The 18,662-nt window shown below is 57.7% G+C and carries 15 protein-coding genes; 10 read left to right on the top strand and 5 right to left on the bottom strand.

Features of this window, described 5'->3' with window-relative positions; genetic code table 11:
• Positions 1–64: 64 nt before the first annotated feature.
• The 3 genes from GWR55_RS01055 to GWR55_RS01045 are packed head-to-tail and all read right to left on the bottom strand — an operon-like array spanning position 65 to position 8,460.
• On the bottom strand, positions 65–4,519 hold the full coding sequence (locus GWR55_RS01055; RefSeq protein WP_162400601.1) for a translocation/assembly module TamB domain-containing protein: 4,455 nt from the start codon (positions 4,517–4,519) through the stop codon (positions 65–67).
• On the bottom strand, positions 4,516–5,244 hold the full coding sequence (locus GWR55_RS01050) for a SurA N-terminal domain-containing protein (protein ID WP_238398561.1): 729 nt from the start codon (positions 5,242–5,244) through the stop codon (positions 4,516–4,518). Before GWR55_RS01050 ends, GWR55_RS01055 begins: the two co-directional genes overlap by 4 nt.
• Positions 5,245–5,280: 36 nt before the next feature.
• Positions 5,281–8,460, bottom strand: coding sequence for an outer membrane protein assembly factor (locus tag GWR55_RS01045; protein ID WP_238398560.1), 3,180 nt, complete (start codon positions 8,458–8,460; stop codon positions 5,281–5,283).
• A 277-nt stretch (positions 8,461–8,737) separates the two neighbouring features.
• Here GWR55_RS01045 and GWR55_RS01040 point away from each other — a divergent pair, with 277 nt between their 5' ends.
• From GWR55_RS01040 to GWR55_RS01010, 7 genes are all read left to right on the top strand, one after another.
• Positions 8,738–9,856, top strand: coding sequence for a ThiF family adenylyltransferase (locus tag GWR55_RS01040; protein WP_162400599.1), 1,119 nt, complete (start codon positions 8,738–8,740; stop codon positions 9,854–9,856).
• Between the two features lie 163 nt (positions 9,857–10,019).
• Positions 10,020–10,679, top strand: coding sequence for an RNA polymerase sigma factor (locus GWR55_RS01035; protein ID WP_162400598.1), 660 nt, complete (start codon positions 10,020–10,022; stop codon positions 10,677–10,679).
• Positions 10,676–10,966 carry a hypothetical protein gene (locus GWR55_RS01030; protein ID WP_162400597.1) on the top strand — a complete coding sequence of 97 codons (291 nt, stop codon included), beginning with the start codon at positions 10,676–10,678 and terminating at the stop codon, positions 10,964–10,966. The genes GWR55_RS01035 and GWR55_RS01030 overlap by 4 nt, the downstream gene beginning before the upstream one ends.
• A 268-nt stretch (positions 10,967–11,234) precedes the next feature.
• Positions 11,235–11,831: a shikimate kinase gene (locus tag GWR55_RS01025; RefSeq protein ID WP_202925554.1), complete on the top strand. Its 597-nt coding sequence runs from the start codon at positions 11,235–11,237 to the stop codon at positions 11,829–11,831.
• A 107-nt stretch (positions 11,832–11,938) separates the two neighbouring features.
• Entirely contained in the window at positions 11,939–12,946 is a 1,008-nt protein-coding gene (locus GWR55_RS01020) for an AI-2E family transporter (protein ID WP_238398559.1), read from the top strand.
• Positions 12,947–13,055: 109 nt separating this feature from the next.
• Positions 13,056–13,664, top strand: coding sequence for a hypothetical protein (locus tag GWR55_RS01015; protein ID WP_162400595.1), 609 nt, complete (start codon positions 13,056–13,058; stop codon positions 13,662–13,664).
• Positions 13,661–14,377: a 16S rRNA (uracil(1498)-N(3))-methyltransferase gene (locus tag GWR55_RS01010; RefSeq protein ID WP_162400594.1), complete on the top strand. Its 717-nt coding sequence runs from the start codon at positions 13,661–13,663 to the stop codon at positions 14,375–14,377. The genes GWR55_RS01015 and GWR55_RS01010 overlap by 4 nt, the downstream gene beginning before the upstream one ends.
• Positions 14,378–14,381: 4 nt before the next feature.
• On the opposite strand, the gene GWR55_RS01005 is transcribed toward GWR55_RS01010, so the two are convergent.
• Positions 14,382–14,819 carry a DUF2203 domain-containing protein gene (locus GWR55_RS01005; protein WP_162400593.1) on the bottom strand — a complete coding sequence of 146 codons (438 nt, stop codon included), beginning with the start codon at positions 14,817–14,819 and terminating at the stop codon, positions 14,382–14,384.
• Positions 14,816–15,958, bottom strand: coding sequence for a quinolinate synthase NadA (gene nadA, locus GWR55_RS01000; protein ID WP_238398558.1), 1,143 nt, complete (start codon positions 15,956–15,958; stop codon positions 14,816–14,818). The genes GWR55_RS01005 and nadA overlap by 4 nt, the downstream gene beginning before the upstream one ends.
• A gap of 375 nt (positions 15,959–16,333) precedes the next feature.
• Here nadA and GWR55_RS00995 point away from each other — a divergent pair, with 375 nt between their 5' ends.
• From GWR55_RS00995 to GWR55_RS00985, 3 genes are read left to right on the top strand one after another with little or no spacing between them, the layout of a single operon-like run.
• The gene (locus GWR55_RS00995) at positions 16,334–16,912 is read left to right on the top strand and encodes a twin-arginine translocase TatA/TatE family subunit (protein WP_162400592.1); all 579 of its coding nucleotides are present in this window, start codon (positions 16,334–16,336) and stop codon (positions 16,910–16,912) included.
• Positions 16,905–17,684 (top strand): twin-arginine translocase subunit TatC, encoded by a 780-nt coding sequence (gene tatC / locus GWR55_RS00990; protein ID WP_162400591.1) that lies wholly within the window; start codon positions 16,905–16,907, stop codon positions 17,682–17,684. Before GWR55_RS00995 ends, tatC begins: the two co-directional genes overlap by 8 nt.
• Positions 17,681–18,655 carry a M28 family peptidase gene (locus tag GWR55_RS00985; RefSeq protein WP_238398557.1) on the top strand — a complete coding sequence of 325 codons (975 nt, stop codon included), beginning with the start codon at positions 17,681–17,683 and terminating at the stop codon, positions 18,653–18,655. The genes tatC and GWR55_RS00985 overlap by 4 nt, the downstream gene beginning before the upstream one ends.
• The last annotated feature ends 7 nt before the right edge of the window (positions 18,656–18,662 follow it).

Raw genomic sequence — 18,662 nt, 5'->3', positions numbered from 1 at the left:
GGTCCTCCTGAAAATCGGCCAGCGCCGAGAACTGACGTCCGTTTTGATGCGTCCTGATGGGCGTCTAGCGATACCTTCTTCGCAACTTGTATACAACGCTGAAAACACCCGATTCATCACGGGTTACAACGATGGATGAGGTGTGATTCAGGTCATACTGCACCTGGATTAACTGTTGCGCGGACGTATTGACGTTGGTGGCAAAAACAGCTGTGATCTGCCGGGAGATCTGTTCCTGAATCGTGATCCTCGCAGACGAGTTACCGAGTGTTCCCACGAAGGCAGGATCGATCTTTACGCTTCCCACCCCGAAGAGCTTCTGCACGCGCGATCCGACTGCAGCGTTCAGCGCGCCTCCCAGCAGGGCGCTTGTGGTCGGATCGCTTCCCGCTGCGATCTGCCTCTCCTGATAAATCTGTGCCTCCTCCTGCGTTCGCCCCAACGCCAGCAGAGCAAAGACGTCCGTTTCACTCAACGGCGGCTCAGACCTGTAGGTGGGCTTCAGATTGCTCGCCGTGCCATGCAGGCCAACCGTAACCTCATAGTTTTCCACCTGCGCGGTCGCGTCGATATCGATCGTAGGATCGATACGAACAGGATTGGTGAAGTAGATATCTCCGCGCTGCAGCTGGTACTTGGTGTTTGCAAAGGTCGCGCTCCCATCCGTGATCTGAATCCGGCCAAGAATCGACGGTACTGCAACGGTTCCGCGAATGTTCAGATCGACCGATCCGGCCAGCTTCGCGTAGGAGTTCTGGAAGTCAAGCTGTGGCGCGCTGGTCACATGTACGTCCAGCCGAATCTTGTTGGACGGAGCATCTGGATCCGGAGGAGCCGAAATCGTGCTTCCACTACCTGCAAACGCCGCGAAGTCAACATCGGGTCCCACACCGAATCTTGTGATCAGAATATTACCGCTGAGCAAAGCGCTCGACGACGTTCCCTGCAGCTTCAGGTTGGCATTCGCAGTTGCGCTCAGACCATAAAGGCGGACCCGCACTGCGTCGCCTTTGGCTGTAAGGTCGGCATAGAAGCCATTGCGGAAGCGAAGCGACCCTCCCAGCTTCAGCTCTCCGCCGCCCGTCTTTCCGGTCACGTTCTGCAGCTGCAGGCTGTCATCGGTGAAGTTCAGGGTGCCGTTCATATCGCTCAGGCCGTTCGGAACGCCATCCAGCGCAACGTTTACATGCTCAAGCTGCATCTTGCCTGAAAACGCAGGTTTTTTGACCTGACCACCCACGGCAACCGTGAACTGCACCCGCCCGCTGGAGATGATATCCGGGTCAAGCGTGTGAACCAGGGCCACGCTCACCGTTCCATCTCCCTTCAGGTTGAGCTTGCCTCCCTTCGGATCGGTCGCACCGAAGAGCTGGGCCGTGCCCGAGAGATGCACGTTCGTGTCCTGCCCGGTGATATGGACCTGCTCCAGCGTAGCTACTCCATTGCGAAGGTTCACACGCAGAGGCTCTGCGGCTTTCAGCTCAATTCCCTGCAGCTTCAGATCGACATTATTAAGCTGAAGCAAACCGCTGAGCGACTTCGGGGCCTTGAGCGGACCACTCATAGTCGCTGTCCCGCTGATAGAAGACTGCGCCTGGACCTTTCCGGGAGCGAACATCTTCAGCGGCTGATTGATATCGAAATTCGCCAGCGTCAGCTTTGCCTGTGTCTCATAGTCGTTCGTAAGCTGCGTCTGGCCCTGTAGATTCAGATTCGCCCCCACCAGGCCGGAGTTGGCCGTAAACAGCAGCGTGCTGCCCTGGCTATGCGCCTCGAAAGCAACTTCGCCCACGCGCTGCCCTTGATAGGTCAGATCGTCCAGCCTCGCGTTCGCGCGCAGAGCAGGCTCTGTAACCGTCCCGTTAGCATCTGCGACGACCGTCAGTCTGCCATCTGCATTCATTCCAGTTCGCTTGATCGTCTCGAACTTCGAGAGAATCAGGTCGCGCCCTTCTACATGCCCATGCAGCTTCCGGCTAGCAAGATCGTATCCGCCGTTGCCCGTGATCTGCATGCCATGCACCCGCAACAAGATATGATTCGCCTCAAACATCTGCCCTGCAGCTGAGAGATCTGCCGACACAGCTTCATATGATTCTCCATAAGCGACTCCGTCCTTCAAATTGACATGCCCGCTGCCGTTCAGATTCTCGAAGGTTCCCGCCACGTGGGCATCTGCGGATATCGTGCCGGTGACAGGTATCTTCTCCTGCTGTCCTGCAATCTGCAGCAGGTCATGGACACCGGCGTCAGCAAGCTGCATACTGGCATCGATCGCAACTCCCTCGTCCCATACAAAGCTCACGCTTCTGCGCGAGACTACCTGCCGCGGCTTCACTGTGCCGGATGCATGCAGAACTGCGCTGCCACGGTGGATGGTCGAAGACGCAACCGCCACACCGGAATTAGGAGAATACTCTGCGTCGGCAACAAGCGAATCGATCAGGGCATCCGTGCTCCCCAGTGCAAATTCGAGATCGTTCGCCTCAACATGCCCCTTCACGTTCAGATCACGCGCTACGCCTTGCGCGGTACCCGAAAAATGTAAGGCGCCATGCAGCTTGACTGGAATCGCCGCACTTCCCTTCCGCCCTCCTCCTTCGAGCCCCAACGAGGTCAGAAGCTGGTTGTACTCTTCAAGATCTCGTACCGTCAGGTCGACATGAAGAGCCGTCAGAGGATCCCCAAGGTTCACGCCGAGAATTCCTGTCGCCTGTACCGTTGATTCGGGAGTCTCCAGATGAATCCGCTGAATTCGCACCGTTTCGTTTTTGCCGGTGTAGTGCGCCAGAATCTGCCCGGTGACCGGAACGTTTGATGTAATTCCAGCACGCCGCACGCCCGTGGGCGAAAGTTTCAGATCTCCATCCAACTCAACCGTATCTGCAATGTCTTTCGCCGAGCCACCCCATTCCACCTTCACCGGGCCGCTGACAGCCGTATCAAAGCCTAGATCACCGAAGTGCTCTGCCGTCATCTGCATGATCGACCGCAATGGGATCCTGTTGAGATCAGCATCGACATAGGCGTGCGATGGTTTAACCGTAGGGACCTTCTGTACGGGCGCCTTCGCCCCTAACGACGCTGCGGTCTTGTTCGCTGTGGAAGCAGCCGCCCTGGCTGTGGGCGATTCCGAATCTGAAGCTGCCGTCTGCGAGATGAAGTCTTCAATTCTCATCTCACCGGTGATAGATCCTCCGCCCGCCAGCTTCGCGACGATGCTGGTCAAGCCCAACTCTGACGGAGTGACATGAATATTGGTGGTAGCATCCACTCCCCGCACATTCACGTACGTGTCGCGATAGGCAGCGTTATGCAGCTTCGCCGTTCCCGTCACCAGAAACTTCGCTGGACAGTCCGCTTCAACAGAAGCCGTCGATGGAGTGGAACGGGAACGGGGCAGAGACGAACGCAGCCTTCGCCACAACGAAGGCTTTTGCTGCGACGGAGGCGGCGCAGCGAGACAGTTGCGCGCCCGAAGATTCAGGTCGATTGTTCCCGCGTTCAAACCGTCCACCCCGGTAAGGACCGAGATCTGACGCAGTTCGAGCGCTCCCTGTGCCGTTGCATTCCACTCCGGATCACCAAAGTGCTTTAAATTTCCAGCGACTATAAGCTGCGAACTTCTTCCTGTATGCAACTGCAGCCGTTCGAGGTCGAACTCGTCCCGCCCCATTTGAGCTTCCAGGTGAAGCGAGGATTGCGCCTCAGGCTCCTTCTTCAGACGAGTACGCAGGTCCTTCAAATCAATCGTCGCGGCGTAGCGGTCTGTGTGGGCCAGGTAATGAATCTCTGCCTCTACGTCGCGAGCAGCAAGGTCGAACGGGATCGCCCGATCATTGATCAGAGCTACGCCGTTCGCCAACTCCACTGACTTTGCCCGCAGATCCAGCAGAGTATCCGCTATCGGCGTCTTGCTGCTGCTCGGATGCTTCGGCGTCGGCTGGTTGGTGTGTCCATCCTTATCTACAATCAGATGAAACTGAGGATGGTCGACCTGCAAACTGTTCAGGGAGACGTGAGAAGCAAAGCCCCTTCCGACGACCCGCGAGAACAGGTTTACGATCTTCAGCTGAAGCGCAATCTTGTCAATCGACAGATAGGGCGCCTCTCCCGGTCCTTCAAGCCCATGAATGACCAGTCCGTCCGCCTGGATAGCTAGGTGCCACAGGTGAAACTGGACCCGCTTTATCTCGACTCTGCCTCCAGTGGCATTCTCCAGAACCGAGACCACTTGGCGCTCGACCCTGTGTTCGAAATCCGGAGTCGTGGTGTACCAGGCAAAAAGTCCGAGGAGGAGACACAGAACCAGGACAATGGCTCCCAGCGTCAACAAGGTTCCGCGTGTAATGCGCGACGCGAGAGATCGCTTCACCTGCTTCAGCTTCTCTTCAATCTCTTCTTTTTTCTCTCCGAGCTTTTGCTCAATCTCCTGGCGTTTCTGTTCCAGACGCTCCTCGAGCCGCTGCCGGCGGTCGTCGTCGTCCGGCGGAAGAGGTCCTCCATGCTGTTCGCTCATGGAGCCACCTCACCGGGTCTCATAATCCACACATTCCCCTGCGCCCGCAGAGATTGCAGCCAATCACGCAGCAGGCCGCTGACCCGCTGCTGCAGCAGAACCTCTTCGATACGCCGCGAGACGGTCTCCAGCTTTGGAGGCGAAACCTTCTGTCGGGCATATTCCGGAAGCATCGTCTTCTCGTAATAATTCCGGATTTCATCGTCCGAGATGTGAATGCCGTTGCGGAAGCGAATATCAATCAGCTTAAGCAGCTGCATGCGCTGCCTCCACCTGTCCCGAAACTCCTGCACCGTAAACCCGTTGGATGCCAGATACTTCTGCCAGCCATCTTCTGTTTCGCAGTGCAGCGAACGGCAGGCAGGAATATCTTTGCGAAGTGTGCCAAGTTGTTTGTCGAGTTCTTCGTCAGAGACGGCGATCTGATCGGCCTCCAGTACAGCCTGCTGGAGAATCAGAGCCCTGTTGATCAGTCGCTGGACCGCGTGATCGCGTGAACGGCCGTTCGCCGACCCGCGATAGGGCTGAATCGTCTCGAATCGCCTCTCCTCATCGACATCGCTCTCCAAAATGACATCGCCATTTACGATCGCAACGACGCCGTCGATCTCTGTGCCCTGCTGGCCGCCTGGAACCGCCGTCAGAGGCACAGATGGAGGAACGCTCTTCGGTTCCTGCGCCGGCGCTCCTGAGGCAGCCCACAGCAGCAGCTGGATAACCAGCACACACCTGAGTCCCGGATTGTGACGCGCGCCTCTCATTTAGAAACTCTGTCCGATGCTGAAGAAGAAGTTGAAGTGGCTTCCTTCGCTTACATGGGGCGGCCGTCCGGCATAGTCGTCGATAATCGGATAGATCGGTGGATTCAGGTTATAGCTGAAGTCAACCCGGATTGGCCCCACCGGCGTCCTGTAACGCGCGCCAATGCCCACCGCATGCGAGAAGTAGTTGAAATTGCAATGGCCGACCGTTCCTGAAACATCGCGACAGGTGCCGCGGTTGGGCTGGCGAAAGTTCAGAAAGCTGGGGAACATGTCTTCGGGATTCTGGAAGACATTTCCCATATCGTGAAAGAGCACAAAACTGACGCTGTCTCCCACATAGGGAAGTGTGGGAGGAGGCATCCGCAGCTCAAACGTATTTACAAACGCCGCTGACCCGCCGACCGGGTATCCCGTCTGCAAGTCGCGTGGACCCGCGCCGTTGATTCCGAAGCCTCTGTGCGAGGTTGCGCCGCCGGCATAGAGGCGTTCCGGCAGAGGGACAGCGTTGCAGGTCGGATTTGTCGTCCGCAGATCTCCCGCGCACACCTCGCTGCTGGCATTTGGATTCGGACCTGACGGGTGCTCGTATCCGATCCTGGTATTTCTCGCGAAGACATACCGATGATTGAAAAGCGAGTAGTAGGTCGAAAAAGTGCCATCCAGCTTCCAGAAGTCAGTCTGCGACCCAAACTTCGAGGAAGCATAAAAGCCCTGCAGGGAGAAGTATCTTCCCTTGGAGGCATCCAGGGGCGATGGCTGACGCGTGTCGTGGAACCATGTAAAATTTGGGCCTCCCACGCGCACAGGCTGGGACAACTGCGGAATGAGTTGCGAGGAAATTCGCAGGCTGCGAGGGTCAACCTTGACGCGGCGATAGAGAAATTCGTAGATAAACGTATCGGTTCGCCTCCACTTTTCTGTCACCCGGAGACTCCCCTGCAGGGTCGAAGATGCAAACGTGGTGATGTCCTGAATATTTGTATAACCGCCGGAAAGCGCCGTTGAGAAGTTCCGTGAACCGAACGTATTCGGGTTCTGATAGGTCAGGATTCCAATCTGTTCCAACAGTCCATAGGTTGAACGGAGGCTGATGGAATCCTGTGTCCCTCTCAGGTTGATACGCGAAACATCCAGAGAGACGCGCGGGCTGACGCTTCCTCGGCCCTCCGGACCAGGGGGATTGCTGGGATTTGTCTGCGTCGTCCCTCCCGGATTCCCTGTCTCCGCCTCAAGGCCAACTCCATACGTCACGTTCCAGCGCTTCGCTTCCGTCGTTTGAACTAGAACATTCTTTTTCGGCGCTTCGCCTGTCGGATTCTGGACTGCCGTCACGACTTCATTGAAAAGCGCCAGGTTATAGAGATTCCGTTGCGTCTCCAGCAGAGCTGTCTGGTCCAGTGGATCATTGGGATGCACCAGCACCTGGTTTTCAACGATCTTGGGCTTCGTAAAATGCAGCCCCGAGAGGAGCACGCGATTGACAAAGACCTGCTTCCCCTCCGACACGTTCAGAGAAACATCCGTGCGGTTGGGATCGTTCTCTTTGTGCTGTTGAATTTCGACCCTCGCTTTATCGAAGCCGTGGCTCAGATAATATGTAAGCACTGTGTCGCGATCGCCTGAAAGAGTCACCAGCGAAAACGGCTGTCCCGACTGCGTATTCATCAGCGACCTCACATCCTGCAGGCGGCTGGGATTTACGCCTATGACCTCAACCTTGCCGAACTTCTTCTGTGGTCCTTCTTCAACGGTGTAGACAACCGAGATCTCACCCTGTTTCTTCTTCTGCGCCGGACCAGCGTCAGTATCTTCTGTATTAGTTGTCACCTTTGCCTGGTCAAAGCCATTGGCTCGATAGAGAGCCTGGATCGCCGCTACATCGCTTGCCACCAGACCCGGACTGTAACGGCCGCTGCGCTGGTAGGCATCTCCTTTCTTGACCTGCATTCTCTCCCTCAGAATGTCGTTGGAAAAGTAGTGGTTTCCGCGAAGCTGGACTTCGACGACCTTGTGCTTCATGCCGCGGTCTACTGTATAAACGACGCGCGAAGTTGGCGTATCGCGCCCAATCACCTTCACGTCCACGGAAGCATCGAAGTAACCCTGCTGTTGCACAAAGTCGCGAATGTTATGCATGCCTTCATTCAGAAGGTCGTTATCGACGGTGCCTTCCTCAAAGATAGGAACCAGCAGATGCAGACGCTTCTTTGATATCTTGACGCCTTCTACAACGACCTGAACTTGCGGACCTTCGTCCACTCGAAACTCGTAGTCGACCTGGCGCCTCTGCGGAGAATAGGTCTGCTTCTGAAGGCTCAGGGTAGCCTCCAGCCGATCGCGCTTCTGATACTCCGACCGAAGACGCGTCAATGCGTTGCTGATGGTGTCGCGATTGATCTTTCTGCCCTGCTTCAGCTTTCCTTTTTTGCGGAACTCCTCAACGGTCATTCCCAGGTCAGAGCTTTCGACAGTCACGTTGCCTACCCGAGCCTGTGGCCCGATGTCGACGTCGTACTCCACATCCACCTGGAGGTTCGCTTTTTCCAGTGTCGTTCCGGCGTAGACTTTGGGCTCATAGTAGCCGTTCGAGCGCAGTACATCCCGTATTCCTTCCGTGCCGGTCGAAACGGATGTATCGGTATACCCCGTTCCCGGATCAAGCTTGGTGGCGTACTCCAGCAAAGAACTCAGCCGATCGCTCTTGACTCCGTTGATGGTTACCCTGCCGACGTAATAGCGAGGCACGCCGGCGAAGATCAGCGTTACGTTATCCCCTTCGCGGATTCCCCTCACCGTGATGTCCCGGTAGCGGCCGCTGTCGAACAGGCGTCGCGTACTTTCGCGGACCTTCTGCGGGTCCAGCGGCTCCCCCGCTTTCTGGGGCAGCTCACTCGGCAACGTATCCGTCTTCTCAAAAATCACGCCCGTAAACTGAACCTTGTTGACGCGCAATCCCTTCCAATCCCAAACCGACGTCTGCAACCCAGGTCCCGTGTTGAGGTCCGGCTCTTCACTCTGCTCCGGTCTGACCGCATGCTCTGTCTGCGATGCTTGCGGAGTCGTCGGGGGGGGGGATTGCTGACCGGGGGGCGTTATCGTCACGTTCGAAGGCGTCGAAGCAGAAGGCGTCGCACCCGTTGGTGCTGTCTGCGCGCGGCAACAGGCGGTCATCGCCATCCAGAGCAACAGGACAGTCACCGGGCCTGGCAGCAGCTTGTTTCGCCCACTTCTTTTTCGACCTCTTGCCAACCGCCCCAAAAACACCCTTCCTGTTCGCAATTCGACAGAACCCGTAAAGCTCTCTCGTCCCTGTTCTTTTCGTGCATCCGGCTGCAGACCCGCCTCTGGTAGGATGCGGCTCCGAAAACTGCCGCGCGAGCAATTTCCGCCTCAGGCATGCACTTCCCTATACTACGAAACAGCAGAGTCCTTCGGGACCCGGAAAGTCAGGTCCATGCCGTCTCTATCTTCTGTATCCGGCCATCCCCAGCCTGCTGCAAAAGCCCTGATCGACGATCAGGAGCGCTACTCCCGCCAGATCCTCTTCCCTGGCATCGGCGCAGAAGGGCAGCAGCGGCTCGGCAGCTCGCACGTCGCTATCATAGGCTGCGGAGCCACAGGAGCCGCATCGGCCTCCCTTCTCGCACGTGCCGGCGTCGGAACCCTCACCCTGATCGACCGCGACTTTGTCGAGCCTTCCAACCTGCAGCGTCAGGTCCTCTTCGACGAATCCGACGCTCTGGACATGCTTCCCAAGGCCGAAGCCGCCCGCCGCAAGATTGCACAGTTCAACTCCGGAATCACGGTTCACTCGCAGGTCTCCGATCTCGTCCCCGATAACGTCTCTACACTTCTGGGCGGCTGCGACCTCATCCTCGACGCCACCGATAACTTCGAGACGCGTTACCTGGTCAACGATTTCGCCGTCCAGCAGGGCACTCCATGGATCTACGCCGCCGCCATTGGCGCCTATGCCGCCACCATGAATATCCTTCCATTGCGCCCGCCGGCGGGCACGGGATCATCCGCACAGGAGATGGACTGGAACCCTACCGCCTGCCTCGCCTGCCTGTTTCCCAAGCCGCCTTCCGGGCCGGTCGAGACCTGCGACACAGCAGGGATTCTTTCAACCGCCGTCAATCTGGCCGCCTCCATCCAGGTCACCGAAGCACTCAAGTTCCTCACAGCACAGTCCGCACTGATGCGCCGCACGCTGCTCTCCTTCGACCTGTGGACGTCGGAACGGTCCGAGATCTCTGCCGGCGCTCCAAGGAAGGAATGTTCCGTCTGTGATCGGCGCGAATTTACCCACCTGGCAGGAACAGGCCGTCCCCACATCACCCTCTGCGGCAGAAACTCCGTCCAGATCCATGAGCATCACCGGCCAGTCGACTTCCCGGCCATGCGCGATCGCCTCGCTCCGCACGGCGAGGTCCGGTTCAACGACCTTCTCCTGCGCTTCACACGGGGACCGCATACCCTTACCCTATTCGCGGATGGAAGGGCGATCGTGCAGGGGACGACCGATATCATGGTGGCCCGCACCCTGTACGCCCGGTTTGTGGGATCGTAACCGCAAAACCTTGGCAGGCCAGCAGATTCGGCGCAAACACAACCTTTTTGCTCATCCGGCACTCAAATTCCTTACGTGTGACGACCCCTACTATTTTTTTGTCGAATTTCAGATACCGATTCGCTCGGTCCATTAAGCAATCAACACAACCCGGAGATGAAGCATGGAACTCCAAGGTCTACAGATGACAGAAACAAAGACCGCCCCCGGGCTTTTCAAAAGAAATCCACCGATCGCCGGAGAAGCTGAAGCAATCGAGCGTGCCAAGGCAGGCGATGCCGAAGCTTTTTCAAAACTTTACGCTCTGCACAAGCGCCGCGTTTACACCCTTTGCCTCCGCATGCTGGGAAACGTCTCCGAAGCCGAAGACATGACCCAGGAGGCATTTCTCCACCTCTTCCGGAAGATCGGCAGTTTTCGCGGAGAAAGCGCATTCTCAACCTGGCTGCACCGCCTGACGGTCAATCTGGTTCTTATGCACCTTCGCAAAAAAGGCCTTCAACTGGTCTCTCTGGAAGAGACCATCAACCCGTCTGAGGAGGATTCGCCGAAGCGCGACTTCGGAAGCCGGGACACACAACTGGCAGGATCAGTCGATCGTGTCGCGCTGGAGCGTGCCGTCGCCGCGTTGCCTCCTGGATACCGCATGGTCTTTGTCCTTCATGATGTGGAAGGTTTCGAACATAATGAAATCGCAGTCATGCTTGAATGCTCGACCGGAAACAGCAAATCCCAGCTCCACAAGGCGCGTTTAAAGCTTCGGGAGCTGCTCCGCGAATCGGAGCCTACCGTCCAGACCGACCTTAAGGAAGCGGCATTATGACCTTGAAGAACTCTCATTCGGCCCCTCTGTCTTGCGCTGAATTTCAGGAACAACTTCCCGATCTGTTTGCAGCCGCAGGCAACTCCTCGATCGACGATCCCGAGATCGCCGAACACCTCAAGTCCTGTGAAAACTGTTCTGCCCTGGTACGTGATCTTCAGTACATCGCCGATCAGGCGAAGCAGCTTCTTCAGCCGACGCATGAGCCGAGTGATAACGTCTGGAAGAAGATTCAGGAAGGTCTGGCAGCCGACCCCAGTTATGCTACGGGACCAGGTAAAAGCTAGGCCCTCCCATAGGGCAAAAAGGCAACGCAGGATCGACAACTTATCTGTTGCTTTCATCCGGAAGTGCGTGTATCGTTCTTAGCAGAATGGTGCAGACGCTCCACTTCGGCCGATTTAGCTACGGCTACTGGTATCCAGTCGCGGCCGGCGGAGCCTCGCATGCATCTCTGAGTTGAAGCAACTTCAGAGTCTTCGAACTTCCCGAGCCGCGACCAAAAAGGTCGCGGCTTTCGTTTTGCAGCCCAAACCTATGCACAGGAGAAAGACAATGCCAGTCAGTCAACCAGCACTCAGCGATCCCGCAGCCGCCCAGCCTGAGCGCGATGCCGTTCCATTAGCCCTGCATCGCCTTATTCTCACCGGCTTCATGGGCGCCGGCAAATCGACCATCGGACGCCTGCTCGCCACGCGTCTCGGCTGGAACTTTCTGGATCTTGATCAGCATCTCGAACTCCGCACTGGCGCTACGATTCCCGATCTCTTCTCCCGCCACGGAGAAGCGCACTTTCGGCGGCTCGAATCGACTGCCCTTGCCTCGGCTCTGGGACAATCCAACGTAATTCTCGCCCTCGGCGGTGGAACCCCGGAGAGCCTGACCAACCGGCTTCTGATCGAGCAGACCCCCGCTACCACAACCATCTTTCTCGACGCCCCCTTCGAGGTCCTCTTCGACCGATGCATGCTGCAGGAGATCGCGCGACCGGTACTGGCCGATCCTGCCGCGGCCCAGCTTCGCTTCGAACATCGCCGCCCGCTTTACAGGCGCATGGCGCGTCTGACCATCGACACCGCTTCTCTGACCTCCGACCAGACTGTGGATGCAATCCTCTCCGGCCTGAACCAGACTCCGCACTCCCGCGTCTGAGCCGCGACGCTGCAAACTTTCAGCATCTAAGTTGACACACCGCTGTACAGGAGAAGACGCTGCCTCACACTGACGATCTGGGTCCTGCCGAGAAGCATTCGCGTCGCGTGGTTCGCGGCCACATCCTCTTCGCCTTTGTCCTGCTGATGGGCTTCGGGCTCGTCTACCTGCTCGCCAAGGAGCTCGTCCTGATCTACGTCAGCGCGCTCTTTGCCGCCGTGCTGATGCCCATCGTCAATCGCATCATGCAGACCAACATCCGCGGCAGGCGGCCGTCGAAGGCGGCAGCGATCTTCCTGATCGTCTCCGGGATTGGCCTGATTGTTGGAATCTTTCTCACCGTCGGTCTTCCACCGGTTCTCCATGATCTCAACCAGTTCTCGGCGGAGCTTCCCTCCCGTATCAGCAAGATGATTTCGCGGCTCGATCAGTCGCCGATTGCAAATCGGCTCGGCGTCGATGCAATTGCACAGCGTGCTGAAGGCGCCCTCACCACCACCGCCAGTTACCTGATGACTTCTCTGCCCAACTGGCTCTCGCATCTCTTCGATATCGTCTCGGCAATCTTTCTGTGCATCTACTTCATGCTGGACGGAGACAGGGCCTACAACTTCGCTCTCTCCCTCTTCCCCACACCGCACCGTCAGCGGCTCAAGACGACCCTTGGACGAGCCGACGACAAGATCAGCAACTGGCTCATCGGCCAGGGACTCCTGATGCTCATCCTGGGAATCTCCTCGACCATCGTCTTTGCCATTTTGCACGTGCGCTATTTCCTGCTGCTCGGGTTTCTCATGGGACTCTTCAACATCATCCCGATCGCCGGAGGAGTCGTCACCATCACGCTCTCTGCCATCGTCGCCGCCTTCGATTCCTGGACGAAGATGGCCGGGGTCATCGTCTTTTACATCTTCTATATCAACGTTGAGAACGCGTATCTCATTCCGCGCATCATGGGCAGCAGCGTAGAGCTCTCAGGCCTGACCATCCTCATCTCGCTGCTTTGCGGTACGGCGCTCGCCGGAGTGGTTGGCGCCCTGGTCGCCGTTCCCACCGCCGCCTTGATCGCAGTTCTCCTCGACGAGTATGCCGTTTACCGGGATGAAACATTCTGACCTTCTCCCCCGGCCCACTTGCGGCCCCCAAAGGTATATAGATCATCGTTTACCTGCTGCCTGACAAAATTTGACCTTAGATGATTCCGCCTTGCTATGCTGGTTTGCAGTGCAAGACGTGAAGTTCACACCGCCCGCCCGCCGCAACCTTCTTGTCCCTGTTTTAATTGCGTTTTTAATCCTTGGGATGGCCATCGCCATTGTGTTGCGCTACACCCCCGCCAGCACAGCGAAGCTGAAAGTTCTGCATACCACCGTCTATCCCACACACACCGTCTTCAAGGCTGATTCCATCATCGTCGGGCGGGATCGCTCCCAGGACGACCTGTATGTCGTGACCGTCCTGCGTATGGAAGATCGCCTGAACCTGCCGCTTTTCATCAAGGACATGACAGCGACTCTGGAAACCTCCGATGGAAACAAAATCTCCACCAGCGCTGTCCAGAAGCAGGACTTTGAGAGCCTCTTCACAACCTTTCCGGCGCTCAAGCCCCTTGTCACAGCGCCTCTTCTGCGCGAAACGCTGGTTGAGTCAGGCAAGTCAGTGGAAGGCGCCGTCGTTCTCCACTTCCCTGTCACCGAAGAGGCCTGGAACCACCGCCGTTCCGCTACACTGCACATAACCCTCTATCATCAGGGACGCGTCTCCGTCGCCATCCCGATGGGAGACGATCATGCCTCATCGTCACAGGACGAAGGAACCGCTGAAGACGAATGACCCGCCGCCGCTGGATCGCTGATACCTGGACATCAACAACCGCTACACTCACCGGCGAGCAGGCTGCCCACCTGGCGCGTGTGCTGCGCGCCACTCCCGGCCAGATCTACGACATTGTCGCCGGAGGCTTCCTGTATCGTGCCGAGATCACCAGTGTTCAACCTGGTGAGGTCCTCTTCGCGCTTCGCGAGGAGCTTGAAACCGAGACATCTCTGCCTCTTCATCTCCTCTTGGCGGTCTTCAAGTTCGATCACATGGAATGGGCCATTGAAAAGGCGACCGAGCTCGGCGTCGATCGCATCACTCCGATTCTTGCCCGCAGAACTGAAAAGCATCTCTCCCAGGCAGCCGCGAAGCGTACAGAGCGCTGGCGCCGCATCGCCCTTGAATCCTCCAAGCAGTCGCGCAGAACAACGATCCCCGCCATCGCTGAACCGGCAGTGCTTAAGTCTGCGTTGGAGAATGCCACTGAGCCGGTACGTCTCCTTTTGTCAGAGACGGAACAGGAGACAACCATCGCCTCTGCCCTTAGCGGGGAAACAGCCTTCCCAGGCTATGCGCTCGCCATTGGGCCCGAAGGAGGCTGGACAGCCGAGGAGATGGACCTCTTCGTCGCACACAAATGGCAGCCCGTCACTCTGGGGCCAAGGATCCTTCGTGCTGAAACGGCAGCAATCTCAGCGATCGCCATCCTGTCTTCCCATCTGATCTGATCTCTTAGTTCGGCTTCTGACGCTCGGTACGGCCGAATCTCGCGTCGATCGGCTTTCTTCCGGCAAACCCCTCTTCTTCGGAGTGCCAGTAGCCAATCTCCTTTTCACCCATCTTCCAGCACAGCAGAACCGTCCTGCCGTCCATCGTGCAGGGAAAATCGAGCAGGCCTTTCTCAAGGTCCTTCACCTGCACGCCAATCTCGTCGATCTCGGTAAGCGTGTCCTGCGTCTCCTGCAGGGCCTTATCGCGTTCTGCCCGGCGGCGTGCAGTCATGCCGACATCGATGTGGGTTCCCCCGGCTAGAAAGATCTGCTGGCGAAGCCGCTCGAACTCAACCTCCAGCTCAGCGGCTTTCGTGCCCGATCGCTGCGCCTTTCTCAGCAGAGCTTCCAGAACCGGAAGTAACGTCTGAGCCTCGGCGAGCGTAAACGTCTTGTTCAAACCTTTACCTCCAGCATCCGGTCCAACGCCACCCGCGACCAGTGCTTTACATCTTCATCTACCTTGATGCGGTTGACCACATGCCCGGCGATCAGATTCTCCAGTGCCCATGCCAGGTGCTGCGGCGAGATGCGGTACATCGTCGTGCAGAGGCATCCCGCGTCGTCCAGCGTAATCACTTCTTTCCCCAGCGGAGCAAATCGATTCGCCAGCCGGTTCACGAGATGGATCTCGGTCCCCACGGCAAAACTCGAACCTGCCGGTGCCTTTTCAATCACCTCGATGATCTTCTCGGTCGAGCCCACGGCATCCGCCTTCTGGCAGACCTCCCACCGGCACTCCGGATGAACCACCACCTGCATTCCGGGCCGCTCCCGGCGAATCCGGTCCACGTGCTCTGGAAGAAAGCGCTGATGTACCGAGCAGTGCCCCTTCCACAGAATGATCTTTGCCGCCTTCAGGCGATCGGGCGTAAGTCCACCATTGATCTGGTACGGATCCCACACCGCCATCTCGCTCAGGGGAATCCCCATCGCGAAGGCTGTGTTGCGCCCAAGATGCTGGTCCGGCAGAAATAGAATCTTCGAGGCGCGCGCAAACGCCCACTCAAAAGCTCCACGCGCATTCGACGAGGTGCACACCAGACCGCCCCGTTCTCCACACAACGCCTTGATAGCAGCAGCCGAGTTCATGTAGGTCAGCGGCACAAGATCACTCGTCAGCCCTACCCTCTCCAGAGCATCCCAGCAGTTCTCCACCTGTCCAATCTCGGCCATGTCCGCCATGGAACATCCTGCGTTCAGGTCAGGCAGAATCACCTGCTGCCACGGCTTGGCCAGTACGTCAGCAGTCTCGGCCATAAAGTGGACGCCGCAGAAGATCATGTACTTCGCATCGGTCTGCGATGCCGCTTTGGACAGCTTGTAGCTATCGCCCGTGTAATCCGCAAAACGGATCACCTCATCGCGCTGGTAATGATGCCCCAGAAGGATGACATCGGTTCCCAGGGTCGCCCGGGCCGCCGCAATGCGGTCGTCCATCGTGTGGTCAGGCTGTATCAGGTAGTTATCAAGAGAACAAAAATCCTGCACAGCACCTTCCGCGGTCGCTACCGCGGCCTCTTCCATCAGTACGCTCAAAGTACTCCGCCTTCAGTCTCACCGAAGCGTCAGGTCCATACGTCAGACCATCCTCTGCCTCTGAGACGGGGATGTTGAAAGCATGCACTGCAACGGTTGCAGTGGGCTCGCTGTACTGGTTCTAAAGATCAAGCCAGAACCCAGCCCACGGGGATGTTGCAACCAGACATCTACCACCTGTTTCCTTCACCTGAGCGGCACCGTACCGCTCTACTGCATTGGACGTTTTTCTTTATAGGAGCGTTACAAATTCTTTCGCATCCTGCAGATTTCCGTCCGGTACAACGGCATTACACCACCTATCTTACAACAAGATAAAGGCCCCGGGCCCGGCCATTGTCGCTTGCCGGGCGACACCGTATCATAGAAGCAATTATGCCGAGCTTCGGCGATAGCGCCTTTATCTTTATCCTCGCCCTGATCCTCTTCGGCCCGAAGAAGCTGCCGGAACTCGCGCGCCAACTGGGAAAACTGATGGGCGAGTTCCGCCGTGCCTCCAACGAGTTCCGGATGCAGATGGAAGAGGAACTGCGTATGTCGGAGCAGGCCGAGCAGCAGAAAAAGATCGCTGCCATGGAAGCAGCCGCCCCCAAACCTCCCCTGCCAGAGAGCGGCGAAACGACCGCCGAAACATCCAGTGAAACCATCGGCGAAAACTCAATCGCATCCCCCGATGTCGACCTGAGCGCAGCTCCTTATACCTCGGTCGAAGATTCTCACGAATTCCCTCCCGATCCGGCTCCCGAGCCCCTGCCCATCGCAACCTCCGGCGATCTGAACCTTATGCCGCCCTCCACCGGTCTTCCCGTGGAGAGCGCTCCTGTCTCACGGGCCTTTGACGCTGTTCCTCACGTGGAGGATCCAGCCCTGGCAGATACCTTGACCGACCCATCCGAAGGACACACTCCGGATGCCCCTGACCACGTAGCAAGTGAGGCACAGTTGCATGGCTGATCTGGTCGACCGCGCACGGGCGGCCGTTACCGACCGCGCCGAGCTCCCGGGCATGAGCCTGATGGAGCATCTTGATGAACTCCGGAAGCGACTCATTCGTTCGGTGATCTATCTGCTCATCGGCTTCGTTGTCGCCTACGCCTTTCATGAGCGGCTCTATGGCGTCATCTCACGCCCCATCGACATGCTCAACCTGCCGTTGAACTTCACCCATCCGACCGACGGTCTCAATCTCTACCTGAAGACCTCGCTCGTCGGTGGAGCCATCCTGGCTTCGCCGTTCATCCTGTACCAGGTGTGGCTATTCATCGCTCCCGGCATGTACGCCAATGAGAAGCGTTACGTCATCCCCTTCATGACGGCGACCATCGCGCTGTTTCTCACCGGCGTGTACTTCGGTTACCAGTGGGTGCTTCCGGGCGCCCTCAAGGTCCTTATCGGCGACTTCGGCCACCGCTTCCATCCCATCATCACCATCGAGGACTACACCAGCTTTTTCATGGCCGTCATCCTCGGCCTCGGCCTTACCTTTGAGCTACCGATTCTCATCTTCTTCCTCTCCATCCTCGGCATCGTCGACGCGAAGTTCCTGATCCGTCACATCCGCTACGCCGTTTTGGTCATCTTCGTCATCGCCGCGATCATCTGCCCTCTGCCGGACCCGGTAAGCATGTGCCTCTTCGCTCTGCCGATGCTGGTTCTCTACATGGTCGGGGTAGCCGTGGCCTGGTTCTTCAACCCATCGCGCCGAAAAGAGTCCAAAGCCGCATGATCCTCTTTCCAGGCATCAGAAGGCCTGCGCTTCGCGCTGCCATGGCCATGTTCTCGGTCTGCCTGACTGCCTCCGCTACGACGATTCATGCGCAAAAGCCCGCTGCGAAGTCCGGTGCACATTTCAGCGGAGAAGCAGCCTACGACCTGACCCGTCAGTACATCACCACCGCTCCTCATCGCTGGATCGGTTCTCCGGATCATGCGAAGGCGGAGGAGTTCATCCGTTCTCACTTCACCGCTGAAGCTGCGAAAGGCAACTTCGAGATAGACTCCTTCAGCGCCTCGACTCCCGCCGGTCTGCTGCCGATGAAGAACTTCATCGTGAAGTATCCCGGCAAAAAAGACGGCATCATCGTCGTGGCTAGCCACTACGAGACGAACTACCCTCTGCGCGACATCAATTTTGTCGGCGCCAACGATGGCGGAGCTACCACCGCGCTCCTCATCGAGCTAGGCCGCTATCTCCGAGCCAATCCACCCCAGGGCTACAGCGTCTGGCTGGTCTTCGATGACGGCGAAGAGGCCATCCAGTCCTGGAGCGACCGCGACTCTCTCTATGGAACCCGCCACCTCGCTGCCCGCTGGTCGCAGGATGGAACCATCAAAAAGATCAAGGCATTCCTGGTCGCCGATATGATCGGAGACAAGGACCTCAACATCGATCGCGACTCCAACTCCACCCCCTGGTTGCTGGACATGCTCGCGACGGCGGCAAAAAATACAGGGCACAGCAGCTACGTCTTCAAGAACGAAAACACCGTAATGGACGACCATCTTCCCTTCCGCCAGCGGGGAGTCCCTGTGCTCGACATGGTCGATCTCGAATATGGTCCTCCGACCATGGCGCATCCCGAGGGCGGCTATCACCACACCGCACTGGACACCTTGGATAAGGTCAGCGCGCGCTCCCTGCAGATATCCGGCGATCTCGTGATCGAGATGCTTCGCCTGATCAACTTCCGGGGATAACCCTCCC

Source organism: Edaphobacter sp. 12200R-103, assembly GCF_010093025.1.
Classification (GTDB): domain Bacteria; phylum Acidobacteriota; class Terriglobia; order Terriglobales; family Acidobacteriaceae; genus Edaphobacter.
This window is presented reverse-complemented; position numbering and strand designations above follow the sequence as displayed.